The organism is Desulfovibrio sp. (genome assembly GCA_016208105.1).
Lineage (GTDB): Bacteria > Desulfobacterota > Desulfovibrionia > Desulfovibrionales > Desulfovibrionaceae > Fundidesulfovibrio.
In genome coordinates this window covers 357,223-380,860 of record JACQYS010000022.1, presented here as the reverse complement: position 1 = coordinate 380,860, position 23,638 = coordinate 357,223, and the positions used below count along the sequence as shown (strand labels likewise).

Annotated in this window: 19 protein-coding genes and 1 pseudogene; 13 read left to right on the top strand and 7 right to left on the bottom strand. The window is 62.3% G+C overall.

Annotation, left to right across the window (positions count from 1 at the left end; all coding sequences use genetic code 11):
* The first annotated feature begins 33 nt into the window (after positions 1-33).
* The 3 genes from HY795_14340 (at position 34) to HY795_14330 (ending at position 3,574) form a co-directional block, all read left to right on the top strand.
* Positions 34-1,791 (top strand): PAS domain S-box protein, encoded by a 1,758-nt coding sequence (locus HY795_14340; GenBank protein MBI4806409.1) that lies wholly within the window; start codon positions 34-36, stop codon positions 1,789-1,791.
* 125 nt (positions 1,792-1,916) lie between these two features.
* A complete protein-coding gene (locus HY795_14335) occupies positions 1,917-2,606 on the top strand; it encodes an ABC transporter substrate-binding protein (GenBank protein MBI4806408.1) in 690 nt (229 codons plus the stop codon).
* Between the two features lie 203 nt (positions 2,607-2,809).
* Positions 2,810-3,574 (top strand): ABC transporter substrate-binding protein, encoded by a 765-nt coding sequence (locus tag HY795_14330; protein MBI4806407.1) that lies wholly within the window; start codon positions 2,810-2,812, stop codon positions 3,572-3,574.
* A 57-nt stretch (positions 3,575-3,631) separates the two neighbouring features.
* On the opposite strand, the gene HY795_14325 is transcribed toward HY795_14330, so the two are convergent.
* The 7 genes from HY795_14325 to HY795_14295 form a co-directional block, all read right to left on the bottom strand.
* Complete coding sequence (locus tag HY795_14325; GenBank protein MBI4806406.1) at positions 3,632-6,235, bottom strand: TIGR03960 family B12-binding radical SAM protein; 2,604 nt, start codon at positions 6,233-6,235, stop codon at positions 3,632-3,634.
* A gap of 58 nt (positions 6,236-6,293) precedes the next feature.
* Positions 6,294-6,641, bottom strand: a complete 348-nt coding sequence (locus tag HY795_14320) for a hypothetical protein (protein ID MBI4806405.1) — start codon at positions 6,639-6,641, stop codon at positions 6,294-6,296.
* An 86-nt stretch (positions 6,642-6,727) separates the two neighbouring features.
* Positions 6,728-7,867 carry a glycosyltransferase family 4 protein gene (locus tag HY795_14315; GenBank protein ID MBI4806404.1) on the bottom strand — a complete coding sequence of 380 codons (1,140 nt, stop codon included), beginning with the start codon at positions 7,865-7,867 and terminating at the stop codon, positions 6,728-6,730.
* 217 nt (positions 7,868-8,084) lie between these two features.
* The gene (locus tag HY795_14310; protein ID MBI4806403.1) at positions 8,085-8,933 is read right to left on the bottom strand and encodes a glycosyltransferase; all 849 of its coding nucleotides are present in this window, start codon (positions 8,931-8,933) and stop codon (positions 8,085-8,087) included.
* Positions 8,933-10,591 carry a glycosyltransferase family 4 protein gene (locus HY795_14305; GenBank protein ID MBI4806402.1) on the bottom strand — a complete coding sequence of 553 codons (1,659 nt, stop codon included), beginning with the start codon at positions 10,589-10,591 and terminating at the stop codon, positions 8,933-8,935. Before HY795_14305 ends, HY795_14310 begins: the two co-directional genes overlap by 1 nt.
* Before the next feature lie 47 nt (positions 10,592-10,638).
* The gene (locus HY795_14300) at positions 10,639-12,018 is read right to left on the bottom strand and encodes an ABC transporter ATP-binding protein (GenBank protein MBI4806401.1); all 1,380 of its coding nucleotides are present in this window, start codon (positions 12,016-12,018) and stop codon (positions 10,639-10,641) included.
* Positions 12,008-12,883: an ABC transporter permease gene (locus HY795_14295; protein ID MBI4806400.1), complete on the bottom strand. Its 876-nt coding sequence runs from the start codon at positions 12,881-12,883 to the stop codon at positions 12,008-12,010. The genes HY795_14300 and HY795_14295 overlap by 11 nt, the downstream gene beginning before the upstream one ends.
* 69 nt (positions 12,884-12,952) lie before the next feature.
* Here HY795_14295 and HY795_14290 point away from each other — a divergent pair.
* From HY795_14290 to HY795_14245, 10 genes and pseudogenes are all read left to right on the top strand, one after another.
* Positions 12,953-14,946, top strand: a pseudogene (locus tag HY795_14290) (glycosyltransferase).
* A 94-nt stretch (positions 14,947-15,040) separates the two neighbouring features.
* On the top strand, positions 15,041-16,141 hold the full coding sequence (locus tag HY795_14285; GenBank protein MBI4806399.1) for a glycosyltransferase family 4 protein: 1,101 nt from the start codon (positions 15,041-15,043) through the stop codon (positions 16,139-16,141).
* A 161-nt stretch (positions 16,142-16,302) separates the two neighbouring features.
* On the top strand, positions 16,303-17,064 hold the full coding sequence (locus HY795_14280) for an ABC transporter ATP-binding protein (protein ID MBI4806398.1): 762 nt from the start codon (positions 16,303-16,305) through the stop codon (positions 17,062-17,064).
* Between the two features lie 86 nt (positions 17,065-17,150).
* The gene (locus HY795_14275) at positions 17,151-18,278 is read left to right on the top strand and encodes a branched-chain amino acid ABC transporter substrate-binding protein (protein ID MBI4806397.1); all 1,128 of its coding nucleotides are present in this window, start codon (positions 17,151-17,153) and stop codon (positions 18,276-18,278) included.
* A gap of 178 nt (positions 18,279-18,456) precedes the next feature.
* A complete protein-coding gene (locus tag HY795_14270; GenBank protein MBI4806396.1) occupies positions 18,457-18,804 on the top strand; it encodes a DMT family protein in 348 nt (115 codons plus the stop codon).
* A 148-nt stretch (positions 18,805-18,952) separates the two neighbouring features.
* Entirely contained in the window at positions 18,953-19,864 is a 912-nt protein-coding gene (locus tag HY795_14265; protein ID MBI4806395.1) for a branched-chain amino acid ABC transporter permease, read from the top strand.
* Positions 19,848-21,053 carry a branched-chain amino acid ABC transporter permease gene (locus tag HY795_14260; GenBank protein ID MBI4806394.1) on the top strand — a complete coding sequence of 402 codons (1,206 nt, stop codon included), beginning with the start codon at positions 19,848-19,850 and terminating at the stop codon, positions 21,051-21,053. The genes HY795_14265 and HY795_14260 overlap by 17 nt, the downstream gene beginning before the upstream one ends.
* Positions 21,053-21,772 (top strand): ABC transporter ATP-binding protein, encoded by a 720-nt coding sequence (locus HY795_14255; protein ID MBI4806393.1) that lies wholly within the window; start codon positions 21,053-21,055, stop codon positions 21,770-21,772. Before HY795_14260 ends, HY795_14255 begins: the two co-directional genes overlap by 1 nt.
* 126 nt (positions 21,773-21,898) lie before the next feature.
* Positions 21,899-22,729 carry an EamA family transporter gene (locus HY795_14250; GenBank protein ID MBI4806392.1) on the top strand — a complete coding sequence of 277 codons (831 nt, stop codon included), beginning with the start codon at positions 21,899-21,901 and terminating at the stop codon, positions 22,727-22,729.
* Entirely contained in the window at positions 22,726-23,604 is an 879-nt protein-coding gene (locus HY795_14245; protein MBI4806391.1) for a DMT family transporter, read from the top strand. Before HY795_14250 ends, HY795_14245 begins: the two co-directional genes overlap by 4 nt.
* Positions 23,605-23,638 lie beyond the last annotated feature (34 nt).

Below are 23,638 nucleotides of genomic sequence, written 5' to 3'. Positions count from 1 at the left end.
TTACTGCTTTATTTCATTCTCAGCCGCAATGTCATGCTCCCATTGAAAGCGGTGGAAACATATGCGCTTACCGTGAGTTCCGAAGAATACGCCGATGCCAGCGTGCCGCATGGAAAATTTCTCCAGGAAATCGGGAATCTGCGCGATTCCATCGTCATCATGGTGGAAAAGCTCCGGCATAGGTATGAGGAACTGAAGCAATCCCAAATCGGACTGGCCGAAGCCGAAGCAAGATACCGCAATCTCTACGAAAATGCCCTGGCAGGCATATTCAGATGCACTCCTGACGGACGTTTTTTGTCAGCGAACTCCGCCATGGCCAGCATTCTTGGCGTGGAGCCGCCCCTTACTGTAATCGACAGCGCCACTGATTTTTTCGGCAAGGTCCTCATCGACGATCCCGAGAGAAAAGAGTTCATCTATCTCCTGGATATTTACGGCGAAGTCTCCAAATTCCTGGTGCACTTCAGGCGTTCGGACGGAGACGTCAGGATCGGAACCCTCCACGCCAGGACCGTCACCGACGATAAGGGCGTCCCCCTGCACATAGACGGCATGCTCGAGGACATAACTGAACGCACCCGTGCCGAGGCGTTACTGCTCGATGCGCACGAGTTCATCCAGAACATCCTGGACTCCATGCCCTCCATGGTCATCGGCATCGACGACGCCATGCGCATCACCCATTTCAACAGGACCACGGAGACCTCCACCGGCGTGGGACATGGCCACCTGCTCGGCATGACGCTGACCGAAGTGCTCCCCCGGCTGTCTTCCCAGGCCGAGGCCATACGATCGGCCCTTCAAGAGGGCGTTCCGGTATCCTTGCCGAACCAGCCCTACATCCTGGACGAACAGATCCGCCAGGAGAACATACTGATATTTCCCATTGTCCGGGAGGGCGTGCGCGGCGCGGTCATCCGCCTTGACGACGTGACGGACCAGGCACGCATGGAAGAACTGATCCTGCAGACCGAGAAGATGATGTCGCTCGGTGGCCTGGCAGCGGGCATGGCCCACGAGATCAACAATCCTCTGGCGGGCATCCTTCAAAGCGTCCAGAACATCACCCGCAGGGTTTCTCCCGGCTTCAAGGCCAATGTACAGGCCGCGGAGGAGTCAGGCTGCCCCTTGGACTCGATACGCAGCTACATGGAAAAGCGAGAAATTTTCGATTTCCTGTCCGGCATCAAAGACGCCGGAGAGCGGGCCGCCAAGATCGTCAACAACATGCTGAGCTTCACGCGCAGCGCATCGCTCCAGTCCACCCCCACCCGGCTCGACGAACTCCTGGATAAAAGTGTCGAGCTGGCCTCAACCGACTACGACATCAAGAAGAAATACGATTTCAAGCGGATACGCATAGAGAAGGATTACCCTTCAGAGGTCCTCACGGTCCCCTGCGTTCCCATGGAGATCGAACAGGTGGTCATCAACCTCCTGCGTAACGCCGCCCAAGCCATGGCCTCGCACCCGAATCCGCCCTCGGACCCGCGCATAGTCTTAAGGCTTCGCCCAGAGGGGAAAATGGCGGTCATCGAGGTTGACGACAATGGGCCCGGCATTGCGGAAAAAGACAGGCGAAAAGTTTTCGAGCCCTTCTACACCACCAAGAAGCCGGGCGAAGGCACCGGGCTTGGACTTTCCGTTTCCTATTTCATCATCACCCGAAACCACGGCGGGACCATCCGGGTCGAGTCCGAACCAGGAAAGGGCGCCAAGTTCATCATTACGCTGCCCATGCTTTCCGGAACGAAACCAGACGGTGCCGACACCTCGCAACCGGCCTGATCATTCGCGCTTCCTGATCATTTTCAAGAGCCATCTGAAAACACTGTTCGATGAGAAATCCCACACAGATTATTCTAAGCGTTTGCTTCCTTGCCTTGCCCCTCTTTGTTTTCCAAGGCTTGGCCATGGCCACTTCCGTAAAGCTCATGCCCCTGACCGAGGAGCTCCCGCCGTTCAACTTCATGACCCAGGACGGCGCCCGGGGTATATCCACCGACATTCTCCGGCTCATGATCGAGCATTCCGGCCTTGAGGACCAGACCGAAGAGATACAGGTGCAACCCTGGGCCAGGGCGTACAACACAGTTCGCAACAAACCCTGCACCATGCTTTTTTCCGTAACCCGCACCCCGGAAAGAGATCCGCTCTTTAAATGGGTCGGCCCCATCATTTCCAACCGCAACTCGCTCATTGCCCGCAAGGACAAACACATCCGCCTCCATTCCGTGGAAGACGCACAGAAACACACACTGGGCGCCATTCGCGATTACGCGCCAACCCAGCTTCTCCTCTCAGGAGGCTACCCCGCGGACAAGATCGAAACCACTCCGGATGCGAAATCAAATCTTATCAAACTGGAGAAAGGGCGGATCGACCTCTTCGTCTACAATGAGGTCGCGTTCCAATGGATGGTGGCAAAGCATGGATTGAACAAGAACGACTTCGAAACGGTCTTCGTTCTCCATGAGGGACAACTCTACTACGCTTTCAACAAAGACACCCCTGACAGCATCATAGCAAAACTGCAAAGCGCCCTGGACTCGTTGAAGAAATCCGGAGATGTACAACGCGTTATCGACGCTTATCTCAAGTAGCCAGCACAGCAGACACATTCCAGCCTTCACGGCCTTTAAGACCCAGAGCCAGCACGGCCAAGCCGGAAATTTTCTTACATATGTCCCTGTGAGATTATTTAGGGTATCATTTCCTTCATCGCACATGAACAACCGGATTTGAGCTTTCAAATCACGCGGCCCGCAAAATCTTTGCCGCAACGCCCAGGGAGAATACGTTCCTGATGAGAAAGGCCACGCTGCTTGCCCTTGCCGTTCTTCTCCTGCCTGCGCTCCTGGCCCTTTTCCCCGGGCGGGCCAAGGCCGCACCCGACAAGTTCGTCATCCTGACCGAGGAACTCCCGCCGTTCAACTTCAAGACCCAGGACGGGGTCCGAGGAATATCCACCGATATACTCCTGCGCATGGTAGCCTTTGCCGGCCTCAAGGGCCACATGGGGGACATCCAGATACAGCCCTGGGCCAGGGCGTACGATACCGTTCGCAACAAACCGGGCACGCTGCTCTATTCCGTTGCCCGCACGAAGGAGAGGGAGGACCTGTTCAAATGGGTCGGCCCGATAATTTCGGTCCGCAGCTCCCTTATCGCCCGAAAGGACCGAAGAATAAGCCTGCAGACCCTTGATGATGCCCAGAAGTATTCACTCGGGGTAATCCGCAAATATCCAACTACGCAATTCCTGCTCGCAGCCGGCTACCCCGCCGAAAAGATCGAGACCGCCCCGGATGCCAAGGCGAACCTTATGAAACTGCAAACCGGACGAATCGATCTTTTCGCCTACAACGACATGGCATTCGAGTGGATGATAACGGAATTGGGCCTGGATAAAGATGATTTCGAAGCGGTGTACCCCCTGTATGATGTGCAGTTCTATTATGCCATCAACAAGGACACGCCGGACGAACTGGTCTCGAAGCTTCAGGAGTCACTTGATACACTGAAAAAGACTGGCGAAGTTCAGCGGATAATAGACGAGTATCTGAAGTAGAAAGCCTCTAAACGCCCTGCGGGCATCCGTGGCGTTCGGGGAGAGAAGACTAGTGTCTCAGGCGAAGATCTGCCTGAGCTTGGTCAATGTGAAGTCTTTCAGGGACATCCCGTCGTTCACCGCCCCTACCAGTTTCAGGGGGCTCGTGTAGCGGTTGTCGCTCCAGGAGAAAGTCAGGGCCAGCTCCGACGGGGAACGCTCGGAAATGGAGACCAGAAGCGGCCTGATGTCCACTGTCCTGGCTCCCCTTTTGGTCACCGAGAACCAGGGGAAATGGTCCTTGGCCATGAGTTCCCGCCACTGGGCCATGCGCCGCGCCGTTTCGTCCGCAGGAAGCAGATAGCTTAAGAGAAATTCCTCGGCTACCGGCTGGGACACCTTCTTGCCCATTCCCAACTCGTCCACCTTGAGCACGCCAAGCCCGTCCGGCAGCGCCGCGTCCAGCCTGGACGCAATATCTCCAGTACTAGCGAACTTGCGCAAAAAGAGCGCGAACCACTCTTCGCGGCTCTCCACTCCCACGGGCAAGGCCCAGCCGAAGGTGATCAAGGGCATGGGATGGTATCCGGCGGAAAAGGACGGCTTGAGCCCGGAGCGGCGCAGGGCCCGTTCCAGCACATTGTTCAGCTCCAGCTGGCTTAAGTAGGCGGCGGGACCGGTTTTCGAAAACCACACCCGGTAATGGCCGGCCTTATGGGTCAGTTCCTCGCGGGATTTGGGCGGTGCGTTGAGTGGGGTTCCACCGGAAGAAGCCGAAGCCTTTCCATTTTCCAGGCCAGAGTCCGGGCCTTCCGGCTCGGCCATGGCCGCCTTCCACTCGGGCACGGAGAGGTTCACCCTGGGCCGGATTCCGGGGGTATGGAGCTCAGGCGCCTTGCACAGCTCCGAACACGCTCCACACTGCATGCACGCGCCGAAGCGGCAGTCCGGGGTGTTTTTTTCTTTCAGTGCGCGTTCGCGCTCCAAGAGCAGATACGCCTTGGAAACGCCGCAGCTCAAATGGTCCCAGGGCAAGGCCGCCGCCGTGTCGCGTTCTTCGAGATACGGGTGCGGATCAACCCCGCACTCCTCGAAGGCCTGCATCCAGGGAGCAAGATCGAGCATGTCCACCCAACTGGCGAACAGGGCGCCCAGGCGGTAGGCCCGTTCGACCACGGGCGCAAGAGCCCTGTCGCCCCGGGAAAACACGCCTTCAAGCCAGCTCATGCCCGGCTCGTGCCAACGCACGGTGATTTTCTTGTACGCCGCCAGTTTGGACCGGATGATGCCAAGGCGGCGCTCGGTCTCTTCCCGGCCTATCTGGGCGTCCCACTGGAACGGCGTATGGGGCTTGGGCACGAAGGTGGACACGGAAACCGTCACCTGGAGCCGCTTGGCCCCCTGGGGAGCGCACCGGAGCACCTTGACTGCCAGGTCGGCAATGGCCTCCAGGTCTTCATCCGTCTCCGTGGGCAGGCCCATCATGAAATAGAGCTTGATGGACTGCCAGCCCGAGGCGAAAAGCCGGGTGGCGTGGTCCAGTATGTCCTCTTCGGTGATGCCCTTGTTGATGACGGCGCGAAGCCTGGCGCTTCCTGCCTCCGGAGCCACCGTGGCCCCGGTTCGGCGCAGTCTGGACATGAGCGAAAGCATGCGCGGGGTGAGCGTTCCGGCGCGAAGCGACGGCAGGCTGATGGCCACCTGGTCGGACAGGCAGCGGGCCGCGGACTGCTCGAAAAGGCTCTCCAGGGCGGAAAAATCTCCGGAAGAAAGCGAGAGGAACGACAATTCCTCGTAGCCCGAGGCCGAAAGCCCGGCGTCGGCCAGTTCGGTAAGCTTGGTAAGGCTCCTCTCACGCACCGGGCGGTAGATCATGCCTGCCTGGCAGAACCTGCAGCCGCGCGTGCAGCCGCGAGCGATCTCAAGGCTCAGCCGGTCGTGGATGGCCTGGCCGCAGCTCACAGCGGGCAGAAGCGGGAACGGGGCGTCGTCAAGGTCTGCCACTATGGCCTTTTCCACCCGGTCGTACCCCGGGACCAGCGGAATGAGCCGACCAGGAGCCTTACTCTCCACTTCAAAGAACGAGGGGACATAGACGCCGGGAACGTCTTTGAGCGTAAGCAGCAGCTCCCGGCGCGAAAGCTTGTCGCGCTTGGCCTGGGCCACTCTTTCAAGCACGCGGGGCAGGGCCTCCTCGCCGTCGCCCAGGACCATGGCGTCCAGAAACGGGGCCAGAGGTTCAGCGTTGAAGCAGCAGCCCCCACCGGCCAGCACCAACGGGTGGGACTGGTCCCTGTCCGCCGCATGAAGCGGCAGGCCGGCCAGGTCGAGCATGAAGAGAACGTTGGTGTAGCAGAGCTCGTGGGTAAGATGAAAAGCCACGGCGTCCATCTCTGCAAGCGGCGTGTCGGACTCCAGGGTGCACAGCGCGGCGTCGTGCTCGCGCATCACCTCGGCGGCTTCCTTGGTAGGGGCGTAGACCCGCTCGGCCCAGAATTCGTCCCGGCGGTTCACGGCCTCGGCCAGAATCTTCTGCCCAAGGTAGCTCATTCCCACTTCGTAGAGATCGGGAAAAGCGAGAGCCACGCGGGCCGAGACCCTCTCCGGGTTCTTGCGGACCGCGCCCCACTCGGCCCCGGCGTAATGGCTGGGCTTTGGCAGAAGACGCAGGATGTTGCGCATGGAAAAAAATGGACCGGCCGCACCTTGAGCGCGGCCGGTCCTTTGTTTACGTGTATCGTTATTTCAGGATGAGCCCGGAGCCGCCCTTGCCAGCGGGGGCCATCCGGTTGAGCGCGCTCAAGTCGCGGGCGGAGGAGATGGTCAGGTTCGAGGTGGCCTCGAGATACTTGTTCTTGAGCTCCTCGGGGAAGGTCTTGAACGTGTAGAGGATGTGCTCGGGCTTTATCTCGCCGCCGATCTCGGTCTCGAAGGGATAGCCGAAGGGCAGAAGAACCATCTGCACGCCCTGCTGGGTGGGCACGGTCTGGAGGATGGCCACTTCCTTCAAGCCCTGGGTGGCTTCGTCGAACTTTCCGAGAACGGTCTCGCCGTTTATAATCTTCACCAGGCGGATGTCGTAAGGCATATGGGGACTCCTTTGGAGGATCGGTTCGCGTAAAGGCAGGTTAAGTCGGGGTTAGTTATGTTCGCTTACCTGCGCTGTCAAGGCTGTTAGGACTGCGAGGCGTATTTGGGCAAAGCAAGCACCCGGTCATAGGCCTCAGCCGCGACCTGGGCCGCGCTCTCCCAGCTGAAACTCGCCGCCCGTGCCAGGCCAGCCTCACGAAGCGAAGCTCGAAGCGAACCGTCCCCTTCCAGCCTGGCCATGGCGGCCGCGATGGCTCCAGTATCCAGCGGATCGACCAGAATCGCCGCGTCCCCGGCCACCTCGGGCAGGCTGGACACATTGGACGTTATCACCGGTGCGCCCAGGCTCATGGCCTCAAGCACCGGCAGCCCGAACCCCTCAAAGAGCGACGGATACACGAAGCCCAGGCAGTTGGCATAGAGCCAGGCCAGCTCCTCGTCGTCCACGTAGCCCGTCAATTTCACCCGGGAGGCCACGCCCAGCTCGCTCACCATCCTGGCCATGTCGTCCATCAACCAGCCGCGCCCCCCGGCCAGCACCAACTGCCGCTTTCCGGGCAGAGCGGCCAGGGCCTCGAACAGGGCTTTCTGGTTCTTCCTGGGCTCTATGGTGCCCACGCACAGCCAGTACTCCCCGGGCGTCACCCCGCGCAGGCGCTTGGGAGCGCGCCGGGGGCTCTGCTCGCCAAAGCGGCTGGCCAGATGCATCACGGCCGTGCGCTCGCGCGGATAGTGCGGATAGATCCGCAGGAAATGTTCAAGCGTCGCCTGGGAGATGGACAGCATGAAATCGGCGCGCAGGCTGGCCCCGAACACGCCCTCCAGGCAGCCCACCCGGTTCTGCTCGGTGGTCCACTGGGGGTTCTCCATGAAGGAGAGGTCGTAGAGGGTGTAGACCAGCCGGGCCTTATGAAGCCCCGTTGGACAAAAGAAATTATTGGAATGAACGATGTCCGGGTTGCCGAGCCTGGCCTCGAAGTCCGCCGGGGGCTTTCGCCAGAAGGTCTTGCTCTTTTCGAACCAGCGAAACGTGGGGCCTAGCGTGCAGCCCGAGCCGGGGCATGAACACGCCTTGGGGTTGGGCTCCCAGTAGAGGTCGCCGAAATGCGGATAGAACACGAACCGGGTGCCGCGCGTGGCCAGGGCGTTCACCAAGCCATGGGCCAGATAGCCGCATCCGGCCTTGCCCGCGCCGGTCTGGCTGACGTCGAAGCCTATAAGCATGGGGGGAGGCCTCCGGCGGCCAGAGAGGGCGCCGCCCTCTCTGGACTCTCCGGCCAGGGAACTTCGTTCCCTGGACCCGTTACCGCTTCGCGTTCATCGCGGGTTTCCCGCTGATGAACGCGAAGCCCATTGAAAGTTTTTGAAGGAGAGCCCAGAGAGGAAACTTTTTTGGGAAAGTTTCCTCTCTGGCCGCCGGAGGCTTCTCCGAAATACATTCTTACATCCAGCCCTTCACGGTCCGCCACAGCCCACCGGAAATCCCCCGGTTCCACCATAGGCTCGCGCCGAGCGACGCCGCCGCGATAAGCACCGTGGTGTACTTCTTGGCCGGGTCAAAGCCCAGCTTGTCGCGCAGGAGCGTGTGCGCCCAGTTGCACAACCATTTGTCCGGCACATAGCCCAGGGTTGAGGCCATCATGTTGTTTATTTCCGAATGCACCTGGAGGCGCTGGCCCAGGGTTTTGGTGTCCGGGTAGAACCTCGATCCGGCCAGTTTCACGGGCAGATAGTCGAAACGGGCTCCGGCCAGTCCCAGGCGCAGCCAGAACTCATAGTCCATGGAGTAGCGCAGGGTAACATCCGGCAGCCCCCAGCGTCCGATCACCCGACGGCGGAAAAAAAGGGCTGGCTGGCAGATGAAGCACACCTCTTCCAGCCGGTCCAGGTCGAACGGCTCGACCGGATAGTCCTCGATGAACAGGTCGTTCACGTCGATGTGGTCGGCCTGGCCGTACACCACGTCGCACTCGGGGTTGGCTTCGAAGTAATCTAAAACGGCCTTGAAGGCGCCGGGATAGTACACGTCATCTGAGTTGAGCCAGCCGATGATTTCGCCGGTGGTCACGGCGATGCCCTTGTTCAGGGCGTCGGTCTGGCCCCTGTCGCTCTCGGACACGAAGTGCAGGCGGCCTTCATAGGGTTTGACCACGTCGGCTGTCTCGTCGCAGCTGCCGCCGTCCATGACCACGTACTCCACGGGCACTCCCTGGGAGAGCACGGATTCAACTGTGCGGCTGATGAAGCGCCCCTGGTTGAACGACGGGGTGACTACGGAGAGCGTAAGCATTAGGACCCCCCAAGAAAATCGTGATTTTCTCTGCCCGCAAGCGAGAGTTTCAGGCATTTGAGCCCTGGCACCACATCATGGCCGGCTGGAACATCGAAGACGATTTCCAGGCAGCCGCCATACGGGCTGGCCAGACGCTTGAGGGCGAACGTTGCTCCGTTGGCCAAGAGGGCCTTGGGCCCCAGGAGCTTGCCGTTCAGATAGGCCTCGTAGGCGACGGGCGCGTCCCCCTCGTTGCGGAAATGGGCCTCGATCCATTGCCTGCCCGAAGCCGGGCCGAATGCCGCGAAGACCCGGCCGGAGACCGAATCTCGGGAAACGCCCTCGCAGGCGCAGCTTTGCGAGCCGAGCCCGCGCATGGCCTCGTCCAAAAGGTTCAGGTAGGCCTGGGCCATGTCCTGCGGCCCGCCCAGGGAGGCGGCACGGGCCTTGCCCTTGACCGCCAGTTCGGCCCGCAGGTCCGGCTGCGTGGCGATGCGGGCGATGGCCGAGGCCACGTCCTCCGGCTTTCTCGGATCGAAATAGAGGGCCGCGTCGCCGCCCACCTCGGGCAGGCTGGTGACATTGGAACACAATACCGGCACCCCAAGGTGCATGGCCTCGGCCACGGGCATGCCGTATCCCTCGAAAAGCGACGGGAAGATAAGGGCCAGAGATCCCGTGGTGAGCGCCGCCAGGTCCTCGTCGGACACGTAGCCGGTAAACAGCACCTTCTCCCCGAGCCCCATGGACTGCGCCGCAAGCCTCAGTTCGGGCGCCAGGCCGGTGTCCGCGCCGGTGAACACCAGCTTGAGCGCCAGGTCAGCATGGGCCTTGGCGAAGAGGCCGAAGGCCGTGAGCAGAACGGCGTGGTTCTTGTGCGGCCAGAAGTTGGCCGGGAAAATAAGGTACCCCTGCCGGGCGAGGCCTAAACGCTTAAGGACCGCCGCCACCTCATGGTCCGAAGGCTCGCTCAAGCGCTCGGGCAGGCAGATGTGCACGGTGCGTACCTTCTCCGGGGGCAGGTTTCCGTATTCGAGCACGGTCTGGCGCACGAAGTCCGAGATGCAGGCCAGCCGGGCCGAACGCCTGGCCGCCAGCTGGAAGGTCTGGTCGCGACCGCGCGCCTCGGCGTCGGAGAAGAACTGCGGGTAATAGTGGTACTGCAGGTCGTAGATGATGGACACCAGGGGGATGTCCTGGTGCTGGAAATAGGGGCGCGTGAACGGGCAGAACCAGGCGTCTATGGGCCTGCCCAGGAGCTTGCGCGGCGGTTTCAGCTGCCACTTCTTATCCGCCGGAATCACCTTGAGCGTATTGGTTTCGTATTCCTTGAGCTCGGGCAGGGTTTCCGGGTTGGCGGCCAGCACGAAGGCCCAGTCCGGAGCCATGGACGCCATGGTTTCCAGAAGATTCAGGGTGAACACCTTGGCTCCGCCGTTGGCCCCGCCGGGCAGAAGCGGCAGAAGGTCCACGGCAATGAGCGGGTTCTGGCCCGGCCTGCGGTCCACGGCCAAAGCCGGGGTAAGCCTGCGCAAGGCCCGCCAGCCCAGGTCCCACCAGCGCCAGAGCTTGGGACTAAGCATGAGCATCCGCTCAAAGAGCGCCGGCAGCGGCGCCTCGGCCTTGAACCCGGAGGAGATGTCGCGGATGACCGCCTTAAGATCTTCGTTCTTCATTGTATGCGCCCATTCGATGCGGTCGTTTCAGCCCAGACTGCGAGTCGTCACTTCGGGGAATCACCTTCGGCGGGAAGAAAGGCCATCCGGGCCGAGCTTGGCAGGTTGGCCACGCCGTGGTGGGTGAGCTGCACCGGGGATGTGTCCGCGCTCCGGAAGGTGACGGCCAGGCTGCCCGCGTTGGAGAGGATGGAAAGGATAGTGTTTTTCGAATCGAGCTCCGGGTGGGTCATCTCGGCGCGTCGGGAGAAATCCTGGGCGGACATGGTGGTGAGCCCCGCGCCGAAGGTGTATTCGCCCACGGCCAGGTCGAGCTTCACCTCGAAAACGAAACGCAGCAGGGACCCGGCCGGAACGTACTCGGGCACCCGGCAGTCGAACTGCAGGGTGTTCTTTCCGAAAACGATCACGCCCTTGTCGCTAATAAGCTCCACCCCGGCCACGGGCACTTCCATGTCCGCGTTCACCCGGTACTCCACGTAAAAGAGCGCCGTGTCGCCCTGTTCGAAGGCCCGGCCCGGCAGACCCTGGCAGTCCATCACGGCCAGGCGCACGCACTCGGCCATGCCCGATTCGGCCCGCCCGGCCGAAGAGATGTCGACAAAGGCATCGTCACCGGGCCAATGGTCGTCCTGGCCGAACCCTTCAATGGCCGTGGCGGGGGCGGCCAGGGAACACGAACCCGAGGCGCCCGGGGAGGCAGAAAGCATGTAGAGCTTCACCGCGTCCATGGAGGGCCCCAAAAACTTCACCTGGCCGCGTTCCAGATACAGGGCTCGGGAGCAGAACTGGGCCACGTCGTTCATGGCGTGGGAGACGAGCACCACGGCCACGCCCTTGTCCATGAGGCTCTGGAGCCTGGCGTAGCACTTCTGGCGGAAGAACACGTCACCCACGGCCAGGGCCTCGTCCACGATGAGGATCTCGGGTTCCAGGCAGATGGTCACGGCAAAGGCCAGGCGCAGAAACATGCCCGAGGAGTAGGTGCGCACGGGTTGGTCGATATGCACCCCGATGTCCGCGAAGGCCAGGATGTCGTCCATGCGCTCTTCGGCCACCTTGCGGGGCACGCCAAGCACTGCGGCGTTGATGAACACGTTCTGTCGGCCGGTGAAGTCCGGTTTGAACCCGCTGCCAAGCTCCAGAAGGGCGGCCACGCGCTCAGGGGTTTCCACGCGCCCGGCCGTGGGCGAAAGCACCCCGGCCATGATCTGCAAGAGCGTGGACTTGCCCGCGCCGTTTCGGCCGATGATGCCGAAGGCCTCGCCGGGTTCGATGGTGAAGGAGACGTCCCTGAGCGCCCAGTGTTCCTTGTAGTACTTACGCCCGCCCACGGCCAGGAGCTGGCGCAAACGGTCCTGGGGCCGCTTGTACAGGTTGTAGACCTTGCTCACGCCCTCAACTGAAACCAGGGGGCTAGAGGACATCCGCGAACACCTTCTTTAACTGCATGAACCAGGCAAACCCCAAGAGCATGAAAACCAGGGCAAAGAGGGTCACCAGCCCCAGGGCGGTCCAGTCCGGAGCCTGGCCCCATAACAGGGTGCGCCGGAAATGCTCGATGACAACGTGCAACGGGTTGGCCGCCAGGATGGGCTGGTAGCGCTCGGGCACGGCCGAAAGTGGATAGACGATGGGGGTCAGGAAGAAATAGAGTTGCATGAAGGCCGTGATGATATGCCCCACGTCCTTGGCGGCCACGCCCACCGGAGCCAGCCACAGTCCGAGCCCGGACGCGAAAAGCACCAGGGGGACATAGCCCAGGGGGGCCAGCATGGCTGTCTCAGGCAGACCGGCGCCCGTGAAGATCCTGACCGCGCAGACAAGGCCCAGGGACAGAAGCGATTGCGCCGACAGGGCCAAGGCCACGCTGACCGGCAGCACCTCCAGCGGGAAGACCACCTTTTTCACGAAGTTCACGTTCTCGGCCATGACCGTGGCCCCGCGCGCCGCCGCCCCGGACACCACCTCGAAGCAGGCCAGGCCGGTAAGCAGCGACAGGGCGAATTCAAGAACACCGCCCGTGCCCGACCCGCTCCAGGAGGTCTTGAACACGGCTGAAAACACGAAGGTGTAGACCCCCAGGGTGACAAGCGGAGTCACCAGGCTCCAGAGCATTCCAAGCTGCGTGCCCTGGTAGCGGCCCGAGAATTCCAGACGCGTGAATTCGCTCAACAGCTCGCGCCGCCTGAAGAAATGCGCGAAGACCCCGGCCGGTGAGGCCAGGCTCGCGCTTGCGCGCAGGGTGGATGCGAGCCCCGCCGGGGGCTGTGCCAGTATGACTTTACGCATGAACTGACTTGCCTATTCCACAAATTTGGCGCATGTCAACGCGCCGGAGCCCCCCGCATGCCCAAGGTACTGCGCGTCGGCATAGACGCAAGCCCTCTGGCCTATCCCTACAGAACCGGCATCGGCCGATACCTGGAATGCATCCTGCCGCAGCTGGTGGAGGCATCGCAAGGCCAGGCCGCGTTCACCCTTTTCGCCGGGAACCCGTTGGTGAACCCCGTGGCCCTGGCCCTCGTCGAGCAGGGCAAGGCCAGGGCCGTAACGGCCAAGTTCCCCTCGCTCTACGCCTGGCAGCAGACCGGGATGTTCCTGCAGCGGCTCGCCCACCCCCAGGACGTCTTTTTCTCACCGGACGGCCTTTTCCCGCCCATGCTTCCCGGCAAGGCCGTGGGCATGTACCACGACGTGCTCTGGGACGCCTATCCGAACACCCTGGCCTGGCACATCCGAACCGTGTTCCGGCTTCGCCACAAGGCGGGACTAAAAAGGGCTAACAGGGCCATCACCGGAACCAGGGCCTCCAAGAACGAGATGCTGCGTGTATTCGGCAAAGTAGCCGAGAAACTGGAAGTGCTGCCCAGCTACGGCGTGGACATGGCCCATTTCCGTCCGCCCCGCGAGGATGAGGGGCATCAGGCCGAGGACTTCCGCGCCCGCCTGAACCTCAAGGAAGATTTCCTGCTCACCGCCGGGAACCTGCAGCCCCACAAAAATTTGTCCGTGGTTCCCCGGGCCCTGGAAATACTCCTGCAGCAGGGACGGGACATCCCCCTTCTGGCCGTGGCCGGTTTCGGGGACCAGGAGGCCCTCAAGGCCTCCCTGCCCGAGGGATTCCCGGAAGAGAAGGTACGGTGCCTGGGCTACCTGCCCGAGGCCGACTTGTGCCAGGCCTACCGCCTGGCCCTGGCCTACGTTTTCCCCTCGCTCTACGAGGGGTTCGGCCTTCCCGTGGTGGAGGCCCAGTCCAGCGGCGCCCCAGTGATCTACGCCGACGCCACCAGCCTGCCTGAAGTGGCCGGCGACGCGGGCATCGCCTTCTTCCCCGACTCCCCGGAGGACCTGGCCGTGAAGATAGCCAGCGTGCTGGACGATGTGGACCTGCGCAAGCAGATGGTGGCCAGGGGGTTCGTGCAGTCGGCCAAGTACCGCTGGGACCGGGCCGGAGAAACCCTGTGGCGCTGCTTAAGCGAAACAGCCGGGGATTGACCGTGGCCGCGCTTCCCAGCATCACCATCGTCACGCCTTCCTACAACCAGGCCCCGTTCCTTACGCGCAACTTAAAAAGCGTGGCCGGGCAGGAAGGGGTCAGCGTGGAGCACATCCTGCTCGACGGCGGCTCGGACGACGGCACGGTCAACGTGATCCGCGCCCAAGGCTCGCACCTGGCCTATTGGCGAAGCGAGAAGGACGCGGGGCAGACCGCCGCGCTTATTGAGGGATTTTCGCGGGCCAGCGGTCAGATTCTGGGCTGGATAAACTCCGACGACTACCTCTGGGACAAACAATCGCTGCTACGGGTGGCCGAGGCCTTCGCCGCCAACCCGGACGCGGCCATGGTCACCGGGGACACCGTGCTCGTAACCCACGACGAGACTCCGGTGATGATGGACATGGTGCTTAACCCCAGCGCCAGGCAGATGCGCCACAACATGGCCGTTCCCCAGCAGTCCACCTTCTGGCGGGCCGACGTGTACAAGGCCGTTGGCGGCATCGACCCGAATTTCAAATACTGCATGGACTTCGACCTGTTCCAGCGCATGAGCCAGGGCCGAAGAATGGTGCGCATTCCGCACATCGTGGCCGCGTTCAGGCTCCAGCCCGCCTCCAAGACCGCCACCTGGGGCGACGTGTTCCGCCGCGAGGTAGCCATCTGCCAGACCCGCTTCGGCCGGGGGATTCTGCATTACCTGGCCGTGAAGGCCGTGACCATGGAGATCCGCCTGGGCTCCGCCCTGGCCGAACTGGCGGCGGTACTCTCGCTTCGTGGCCTGCCCTGCCTGGCCAACGCCCGCTGGGAGCCCTGCCGGGCATACGTCCGCAAGAAGTTCGGGCTTCAGTTCTAGCTTCTCTGCCCTATAAATGCTCCCGCCCGCATAAATCCGCCTGTACACGGGTTCCCTCTTCCCCCCGAAGCCCGGCGCGGTTATACCCCCGCCCATGCGCATCGCAATCAGCTGCCGCAGCCTGGAATACGCCTCGGGCGGCGTGAAGGAATACCTGGTCAGCCTACTGAGCGAGCTTCTTCGCTTAGACACCACAAACACCTACGTGCTGTTCCACTCCCAGGTGCAGTACTTCGGCTCCTTCCCCGGGGCCGAGGAAGTGTCTCTGTACTCTTCGAACCGCTTGATTTTCGACTGGCTCAAACTGCCCGGCGCGCTTGCCGCCCACGGCATCGACGTGGCCTTCTTCCCCTCCTCCAACATGCCGCCGCGCGTGCCCTGCAAGGCCGTTGCCGCCATGATGGACCTGGGCTACTTCCATGGCCGCTACCGCATGTACAAGCTCGCGGACACCCTCTACATGAAGCGGGCCATGGCCTACACCGCGCGCCGGGCGGACAGGCTCCTGGCCATCTCCGAACACACCAAGAAGGACCTGACCGGCATCCTGGGGGTTCCTCCAGAGAAAGTTACCGTCACCCACCTGGCCGCGGACGATCTGTACCGCACGCCAGTGGCGGACGAAGAGATCCTGCGCTTTCGCAAGCGCCACGGGCTTTTGCGCCCGTATTTTCTCTACACGGGCAACATCTCGCCCCGCAAAAATCTTAAGCTCCTGCTTGAGGCCTTCGCCCAGGTGAAGGACCGCGTGGACGCGGACCTGGTGGTCACGGGCGGGCTCTCCTGGAGCGACTCCTGGACCAAATGGGTGCGCGGGCTTGGCATCGAGGACCGGGTGCGCCGGTTGGGCTATGTGGAGCGCCAGGACATGCCCGTGCTCTACGCCTCGGCCATGTCGTACGTTTTCCCGTCGCTCTTCGAAGGGTTCGGCCTGCCTGTGCTTGAAGCCCAGGCCGTGGGTGTTCCCGTCATCTGCTCCAACGCCACCAGCCTGCCCGAGGTGGCCGGGGACAGCGCCCTGATGGTGGACCCGGCCGATGCGGACGGACTGGCCCGAGCGCTCGAACAGGTGGCGAACGACGTCGGGCTCAGGCAAAGATTGTCGGACAAGGGGCGCGAAAACGTGCGGCGCTTCTCCTGGCGGGAAACGGCCCAAAAGACTCTCGAGGTCTTTGAACAGGCGTACAAGGCGTGATCTGACTTCTCGTGCGGGCAGCTTTCGCCCGGGCCTGCAATTGATCCCTCTCGTCCCGCCCATTTCGGGCCACGATCGCCTCTTTCTGACAATCTTGCCAATTGCCGTGCATGCGGGTAATCATCCCCCCTCACTTCCACGGTAAGGAGCGGGTTCGCGGCATGGCCCATCTGGTGTTCGAGGATGTTTCCGTACAATTCGGAGGGCTCCAGGCCCTTTTCGAAGTGAGCTTCGAGCTTAAGCCCGGCGAGATACTGGGCCTTATAGGCCCCAATGGCGCGGGCAAGACCACGGTGTTCAACGTCATCACCGGGGTGTACCAGGTCAGCGCCGGGCGGGCCGCCTACGACGACACGCCCATCCAGGGCGTTCCCCCGCACAAAATCCTGCGCATGGGCCTGGCCCGCACCTTCCAGAACATCCGCCTGTTCCAGAACATGACCTCGCTTGAGAACGTCATGATCGCCCAGCACGGGCGCACCAAGGCCGGAGTGGTGGGAGCTGTTCTTCGCCTGGCCTCGCAGCGGGCCGAAGAGGCCCGCATCCGCGACAAGGCCCGCTGGGCGCTCGACTTCATGGGACTTCTGGACCTGGCCGACGAAGAGGCGCGCAACCTGCCCTACGGCCTGCAGCGCCGCCTGGAGATTTCGCGCGCCCTGGCCAGCGAGCCCCGGACCATACTGCTGGACGAACCGGCCGCAGGACTAAATCCCACCGAATCCGCCGCGCTGATGAAAGATATCGAACGCATCCTTGAGCATGGGGTGAACGTGCTCATGGTGGAGCACGACATGAAGGTGGTCATGGGGCTGTGCTCGCGCATCGTGGTGCTGGAGCACGGGGAGAAGATCGCCGAGGGTTCCCCCTCGGACATCCGCAAGGACCCGAGGGTGATCGAAGCTTATCTTGGCACGTCCCACTGACGGACGTGCCGGCAGCGCTCCACGTTCAGGCAAGCTCTTAACAAGAAACACATAGCAGACTGACACCAACCCATCAGGAGGACGACATGGCGAAACGGATCATTTGGCTTCTAGCCCTGGCTCTCACCCTGGGCGTGGGCATGGCCCAGGCCGCCCCGCTCAAGATCGGCGTGCTGGCCCCCATCTCCGGCTCCTCGGCCGCTGACGGGAACGACATTGTCAAGGGCGTGAAGACCGCCGTGGAAGTCATCAAGGCCGAAGGCGGCATTCCCGGATACGACGCCATCGAGGTCGAGGTCCAGGACGGCGCCTGCGATCCCCGCCAGGCCGTGGCCGCCGCCAACAAGCTGGCCAACCTGAAGGTTGCGGGCGTTGTCGGCGAGTACTGCTCCTCCGCCACCATCCCGGCCTCGGAAGTGCTAAACGAGGAAAAGATCACCATGATCACCCCGGCCTCCACCAACCCCAAGGTCACCCAGCGCGGCTTCAAGTACATGTACCGCATGTGCGGCCTGGACATCCACCAGTCCGCCGCTGCCGGCAAGTTCATGAAGGACCAGCTGAAGGCCAAGAGCGTCTACATCGTCGACGACAAGACCACTTACTCCCAGCATCTGGCCGAGTTCGTTGCCGAAGAGGCCAAGAAGGCGGGAATCAACGTGCTGGCCCACGAACACGTCAACGAAGGCGACATGGACTACTCGGCCGTGCTCACCAAGGTGAAGCAGGCCAACCCCGACGTGTTCTACATGAGCCTGCAGAACAACTCCGCCGGCATCCGCATGATCAAGCAGCTGCGCCAGATGGGCATCAAGAGCGCCGTGCTGTCCCAGGACGCCGTGTACCACCCGAACTTCATCAAGGAAGCCCCCGAGCAGTCCCAGGGCGTGTTCTTCACCTTCGGCTACGCCGACAAGAGCGCCCCTGTGTACAAGAAGTTCCTGGAGAAATACACGGCCATGCACGGCGAGCCCGGCGCCTATTCGGCCTACGCCTTCGACTCGGCCTACGCCCTGCTGACGGCCATCAAGAACGCCAAGAGCGTGGATGCGGACAAGGTCCGGGCCGAGATGATGAAATTGAATCTGGTGGGCGCGTCCAAGACCATCAAGTTCCAGGACAACGGCGATTCCGGGTCCAATTACGTGATCTACAAGGTCGAGGGCGACAAGTTCAAGGAGTACTACAACCCCGACACCGGGAAGCTGTTCTAGTCTCACGACTTGAGGGGCCGACGCCTGCGTAAGCACGGCGAGCCTCCGTATGACCGCCGCTCCGGGCAACCGGGCCACGGTTTTGGCCACACGACACTATGCGACTCTGCGCGAGGGGAAACACGGGACGCCCTGTTTCCCCTCGCCTTTTCCTCTCATGGCTTACAAAGATCCGATCATGTTCAACAAGACCATCCTGACAACCGTGGGGCTGCTCGTCGCCTCCAACGTGTTCATGACCTTCGCCTGGTACGCCCACCTGAAAAACCTGCATTCGCGCCCTTGGTGGATAGCGGCCGTGTTCTCCTGGGGCATCGCCCTGTTCGAATACATGCTCCAGGTTCCGGCCAACCGCATGGGCTACGGCACCCTCTCTTTGCCCCAGCTGAAAATCATGCAGGAGGTGATCACCCTGTCCGTGTTCGCCCCCTTCTCCATCTGGTACATGAACCAGCCCTTGAAGCTCGACCACCTCTGGGCCGGGCTGTGCCTGGTGGGCGCGGTCTACTTCATCTTCCGGTCGTAGCCCGGGTTTGGTCAGCAAAATAATACCGGCCGGACGGCCTCCCAGCCTTGACGAAGACTCACTTCGTCTGCTCAAATAACAGGTTCGCGATTTCAGTGGGCCATCCACTCCGCAACCCTGTAACAAAAAGACAGAGTACACCGGGATCATGGACTTTTTTCTCCAGCAGCTCATAAACGCCATCACCCTCGGCGGCTTCTACGCCCTGATCGCCCTTGGCTACACCATGGTCTACGGCATCATCCAGCTCATAAACTTCGCCCACGGCGAGTTCTTCGCGGCCGGGGGCTACATGGGCGTGGTCCTTCTGGCCTGGATGAATTCCCAGGGTTACATGGAAACCCACCCCTGGCTGTGCCTGTCCATCGCCTTCCTTTTGGCCATGATCTACTGCGCCGTGCTGGCCATGGGTGTGGAGAAGGTGGCCTACAAGCCGCTTCGGCGCGCCTCCAAGCTCTCGGTGCTTTTGTCTGCCCTTGGCATGTCGATATTTTTGCAGAACGGCCTCATGCTCACCCAGGGCGTCTACGACAAAACCTACCCCGGCGTGTACGCCAAGGGCGCGGTGGAGGTTGGCGGATTCAACTTCACCTACCTGCAGATCATTGCCATAAGCACCACGGCCCTGCTCATGGTGGGCTTGAACCGGCTGGTCTACAAGACCCGCCTGGGCAAGGCCATGCGGGCCACGGCCCAGGACCGGGTGATGGCCACCCTGGTGGGCGTAAGCTCGGACCGCATCATCTCGCTTACCTTCGCCATCGGGGCCGCCCTGGCCGCCGCCGCGGGCATCCTGGTGGGGCTCTATTACGGCTCGGTGCGCTACGACATGGGCTTCGTTCCCGGCATCAAGGCCTTTGCGGCCGCCGTGCTCGGGGGCATCGGCTCCATCACCGGGGCCATGCTCGGCGGGCTCATCATAGGCCTTACCGAGATATTCACCGCCGCCTATATTTCCGGCGAATACAAGGACGTGTTCGCCTTCATAATCCTCATCGCCGTGCTCTACTTCATGCCCACCGGACTCATGGGCGAAAACATCAATGACACCCGTGTCTAAGTCCCTGGCCTCCAAGCTCCTCATCGCCGCCCTGTGGCTCTTTGTGCTGGTCTGGCCCATGACCGGAATCTCGCCGGAAGGGTTGGACTTCGCCAAGGCCGCCCGCCTGGTGGGCGGGGCCATCATTGGCGTGCTCCTCTGCCTGGGCGCCTGGAAATTAAACCGCACAGTGAACCTGGGCGTGGGCCGGGCCGTGGGCAATGCCTTCGCAGGGTTGTCGCGCCTGCCGAACTGGCTTTTGATGGGCGTGGGGTTCGCCGCCCTGCTGGCCTTCCCGATTCTTTCCTCGCGCTACGGCCAGGACGTGGCCATAAACGTGCTGGTCTACGTCACGCTGGGGCTTGGACTGAACGTGGTGGTGGGCCTGGCAGGGCTTCTGGACCTGGGCTACATCGCCTTCTACGGCGTGGGAGCCTACACCTACGCCCTGTTCTCCGTACACTTCCAGATGCCCTTCTGGGTGGCCCTGCCCCTGTGCGCCGCCTTCGCGGCAGCGGCCGGATGCTTCATCGGCTACCCCACGCTTCGCATGCGCGGGGACTATCTGGCCATCGTCACCCTTGGGTTCGGCGAAATCCTGCGTATCATCTTAAATAACTGGATGAAGCTCACCGGCGGCCCCAACGGCATTCTGGGCATCAAGGCCCCGGCCATCTACTGGCCCGACCCCGAGCAGGGCTTCGAAATGACCCGTTTTCTCATACGAAGCCCCATGGCCCAATACTATCTTATCCTGGCCATCGCCCTGATCACGGTGCTGGCCGTTCGCCGCCTGGCGGATTCGCGCATCGGCCGGGCCTGGGAGGCCATACGCGAAGACGAGACAGCCGCCAGCATCATGGGCGTTAACACCTTTGCACTCAAGCTTCTGGCCTACGCCATGGGCGCGGTGTTCGGCGGCTTGGCCGGGGCGTTTTTCGCGGCCAAGATGCGCTTCGTCTCCCCCGGATCGTTCACCTTCATCGAGTCGGCCATGGTGCTGGCCATGGTGGTGCTGGGAGGCATGGGCTCCATTCCCGGCATCGTGCTGGGAGCCGTAGCGCTCATCGCCCTGCCTGAATTTTTCCGCGACTTCGAAAGCTACCGCATGCTGGTATTCGGCGCGGCCATGGCCGTCATGATGCTCTTCCGCCCTGCCGGGCTCATCCCCGCCAAGCGCGTGGGCAAGCGCTCCGAGGAGTCACATTAATGAACACTCCTCTGCTCGAGCTTCGCAATCTGAGCGCCGGATGGGGCCGGGCGCCTGCCATCCGCGACATCTGGCTGAGCGTTCAGCCGGGCGAAATCGTGACCATCATCGGAGCCAACGGCGCGGGCAAGTCCACCACGCTCATGACCATAAGCGGCATCCTTCGCCCCATGTCCGGCCAGGTGTTCTACGCCGGCCAGGACACGGCCACCATTGCCCCGGAAAAGCTCCCGGCCATGGGTTTGTGCCAGGTGCCGGAAGGAAGGCGCATCTTCCCGCGCCTGACCGTGGCCGAAAATCTGGAAATGGGCGCCTACTTCCGAAAGGACCACGCCGCTGCCCGCAGGGACCTGGACCGGGTGTTCGAGCTCTTCCCGCGCCTCAAGGAGCGCCGCGAACAGAAAGGCGGCACATTGTCCGGGGGAGAGCAGCAGATGCTGGCCATCGGCCGGGCGCTCATGGGAAGGCCAAAGCTTCTCTTACTGGACGAGCCGTCTCTGGGGCTCGCGCCGCTCATCGTGGAGCATATTTTCGCCATCATCGCCCGGGTGAACGCCGAGCAGGGCATGACCGTGCTGCTCGTGGAGCAGAACGCAAACCTGGCCCTGAAGCTCGCCCACCGGGGCTACGTGATGGAGACCGGCCAGATCGCCATGACCGGCACCGGGGCCGAGCTCCTGGACAATCCCGAGATTCGCAAGGCGTATTTGGGCGAGTAGCCCCATCCATAAAACCAGCTCCGAATACAGGCGGAGAGGGCCGCAAGATCGCCTCCGGCGGCCAAAGGGCTTAAGCCCTTTGGAATCCCTTTCCGCTTCGCGTGCCACCTCGTGAGTATGTAAGACATGACCCAAAAATCAGCCGCCCTGGCCCTGGTGTTCACGGCTTTCCTCTGGTCCATCGGCGGGGTGTTCATCAAATCCGTCGACTGGAACCCCCTGGCCATTGCCGGGGCGCGTTCCGGTATCGCGGCGCTGTTTCTGCTCGTCATACTCGGAAAGCCCAAAATCCGCTTGAGTTGGCCCCTGGTGGGAGCTGCCGTTTCCACCGCCTCCTGCATGCTTCTGTTCGTCACGGCCACCCGCCTGACCACTGCGGCCAACGCCGTGGTGCTCCAGTACATGGCCCCCCTGTACGTGGCCATCCTGGCGCCGAAATTTCTTGGCGAGCCCACCAAAGGCCGCGACTGGATCGCCCTGGCCCTGGCCCTTGGCGGCATGGCCCTCTTCTTCTGGGACGAAGTGTCGCCCGAGGGCCAACTGGGCATCTTCCTGGCCATTGGCTCAAGCGTCGCCTTCTCGGGCATTCCGCTCTGCCTGCGCAGATTGGGCGACCGGGGCGGCCAGACCGAGGCGGTGCTTCTGGGCAATGCCCTTTTGGCAGTGGTGTGCCTGCCGTTCTATTTCCAGGGCGGACACCCAGACCTGAAAGGCGTGGGCGCGCTTCTTGTTCTGGGGGTCGTCCAGACCGGCTTCGCCTACTTCATCTTCACCAAGGCTATCCGCCACGTGCGGGCCCTCCCGGCCATGCTGATCCCGGTGATCGAACCCATCTTCAATCCCGTCTGGGTGTTTCTCTTCATCGGCGAGCGCCCCTCGTTTCATGCCATGATCGGCGGGGGCATCGTGCTTGGGGCGGCCATCATGCAGTGCCTGCTCGCCGCGAGGGGCAGATGAGCCTGACCACGGTCAAGCTCTTTGTCACAGCGGTCATCTGGGGCGGCACGTTCATTGCCGGGCGACTGCTTGGCCCTGAATGCTCGCCATTTACCGGAGCGTTTCTACGCTTCGTGGCTGCCAACGCCGTTCTGCTCCCCTATTGGCTCCTCACCGAAGGCAAAGCTGTCCGCATGGACACCAGGCTCCTCCTGCTGGTGGCCGGGCTCGGCGCCTCGGGCGTGTTCGCCTACAACGCCTTCTTCCTGTGGGGCTTAAAGCACATCCCAGCCGGACGGGCCGCCATCATCGTGGCCGGCAACCCGGTGTTCATCGCTCTGCTCTCCCGGGTGTTCTTCAAGGAGCCCCTGGGCAGAATAAAGATTCTTGGCGTTATCCTGTGTTTGTGCGGAGCGGCGGTGGTCATCGGAAGAGGCAATCCCCTGGGACTCTTTTCCGGGGACTTAAGCCTTGGCGACCTGGCCATTGCCGGGGCCATGTTCTCCTGGGTGACCTATTCGCTCTTGGGCAAGAAGGTCATGGGCAGGCTTTCGCCCCTGGCCGCCGTGACCCTCTCCTGCCTGGCGGGCATGGTCATGCTTTTTCCTCCCGCGCTGTCCGAAGGGCTCATGCATGAGGTCGCCGGGTTGTCCTTCACCGGCTGGTCCGCCATCGTCTACCTGGGCGTTCTGGGAACGGCCGTGGGATTTTTGTGGTTCTACCAGGGCATACAGGCCATTGGCGCGTCCAAGGCGGCGGTGTTCATCAACTTCGTGCCGGTCTCGGCCGCGATCATGGGCGCCCTGCTTCTGGGCGAGCCCATCGACGCGTCCATCCTGGCCGGAGGCGCGCTGGTGCTTACGGGAGTGGCCCTGACCAACAGGCCTGTCAGGTAAAACTTGCATAGGCGGGGATCATCCTTATATGCTG

Excerpts from the sequence above, each read along its gene's own strand:
- HY795_14280 (MBI4806398.1), top strand. The coding sequence starts at position 16,303 with ATGGCCCATCTGGTGTTCGAGGATGTTTCCGTACAATTCGGAGGGCTC.
- HY795_14305 (MBI4806402.1), bottom strand. The coding sequence starts at position 10,591 with ATGAAGAACGAAGATCTTAAGGCGGTCATCCGCGACATCTCCTCCGGG.
- HY795_14285 (MBI4806399.1), top strand. The coding sequence starts at position 15,041 with ATGCGCATCGCAATCAGCTGCCGCAGCCTGGAATACGCCTCGGGCGGC.
- HY795_14340 (MBI4806409.1), top strand. The coding sequence starts at position 34 with ATGCTCCCATTGAAAGCGGTGGAAACATATGCGCTTACCGTGAGTTCC.
- HY795_14335 (MBI4806408.1), top strand. The coding sequence starts at position 1,917 with ATGGCCACTTCCGTAAAGCTCATGCCCCTGACCGAGGAGCTCCCGCCG.
- HY795_14260 (MBI4806394.1), top strand. The coding sequence starts at position 19,848 with ATGACACCCGTGTCTAAGTCCCTGGCCTCCAAGCTCCTCATCGCCGCC.
- HY795_14310 (MBI4806403.1), bottom strand. The coding sequence starts at position 8,933 with ATGCTTACGCTCTCCGTAGTCACCCCGTCGTTCAACCAGGGGCGCTTC.
- HY795_14315 (MBI4806404.1), bottom strand. The coding sequence starts at position 7,867 with ATGCTTATAGGCTTCGACGTCAGCCAGACCGGCGCGGGCAAGGCCGGA.
- HY795_14320 (MBI4806405.1), bottom strand. The coding sequence starts at position 6,641 with ATGCCTTACGACATCCGCCTGGTGAAGATTATAAACGGCGAGACCGTT.
- HY795_14270 (MBI4806396.1), top strand. The coding sequence starts at position 18,457 with ATGTTCAACAAGACCATCCTGACAACCGTGGGGCTGCTCGTCGCCTCC.
- HY795_14325 (MBI4806406.1), bottom strand. The coding sequence starts at position 6,235 with ATGCGCAACATCCTGCGTCTTCTGCCAAAGCCCAGCCATTACGCCGGG.
- HY795_14265 (MBI4806395.1), top strand. The coding sequence starts at position 18,953 with ATGGACTTTTTTCTCCAGCAGCTCATAAACGCCATCACCCTCGGCGGC.
- HY795_14255 (MBI4806393.1), top strand. The coding sequence starts at position 21,053 with ATGAACACTCCTCTGCTCGAGCTTCGCAATCTGAGCGCCGGATGGGGC.
- HY795_14330 (MBI4806407.1), top strand. The coding sequence starts at position 2,810 with ATGAGAAAGGCCACGCTGCTTGCCCTTGCCGTTCTTCTCCTGCCTGCG.
- HY795_14250 (MBI4806392.1), top strand. The coding sequence starts at position 21,899 with ATGACCCAAAAATCAGCCGCCCTGGCCCTGGTGTTCACGGCTTTCCTC.
- HY795_14295 (MBI4806400.1), bottom strand. The coding sequence starts at position 12,883 with ATGCGTAAAGTCATACTGGCACAGCCCCCGGCGGGGCTCGCATCCACC.
- HY795_14275 (MBI4806397.1), top strand. The coding sequence starts at position 17,151 with ATGGCGAAACGGATCATTTGGCTTCTAGCCCTGGCTCTCACCCTGGGC.
- HY795_14245 (MBI4806391.1), top strand. The coding sequence starts at position 22,726 with ATGAGCCTGACCACGGTCAAGCTCTTTGTCACAGCGGTCATCTGGGGC.
- HY795_14300 (MBI4806401.1), bottom strand. The coding sequence starts at position 12,018 with ATGTCCTCTAGCCCCCTGGTTTCAGTTGAGGGCGTGAGCAAGGTCTAC.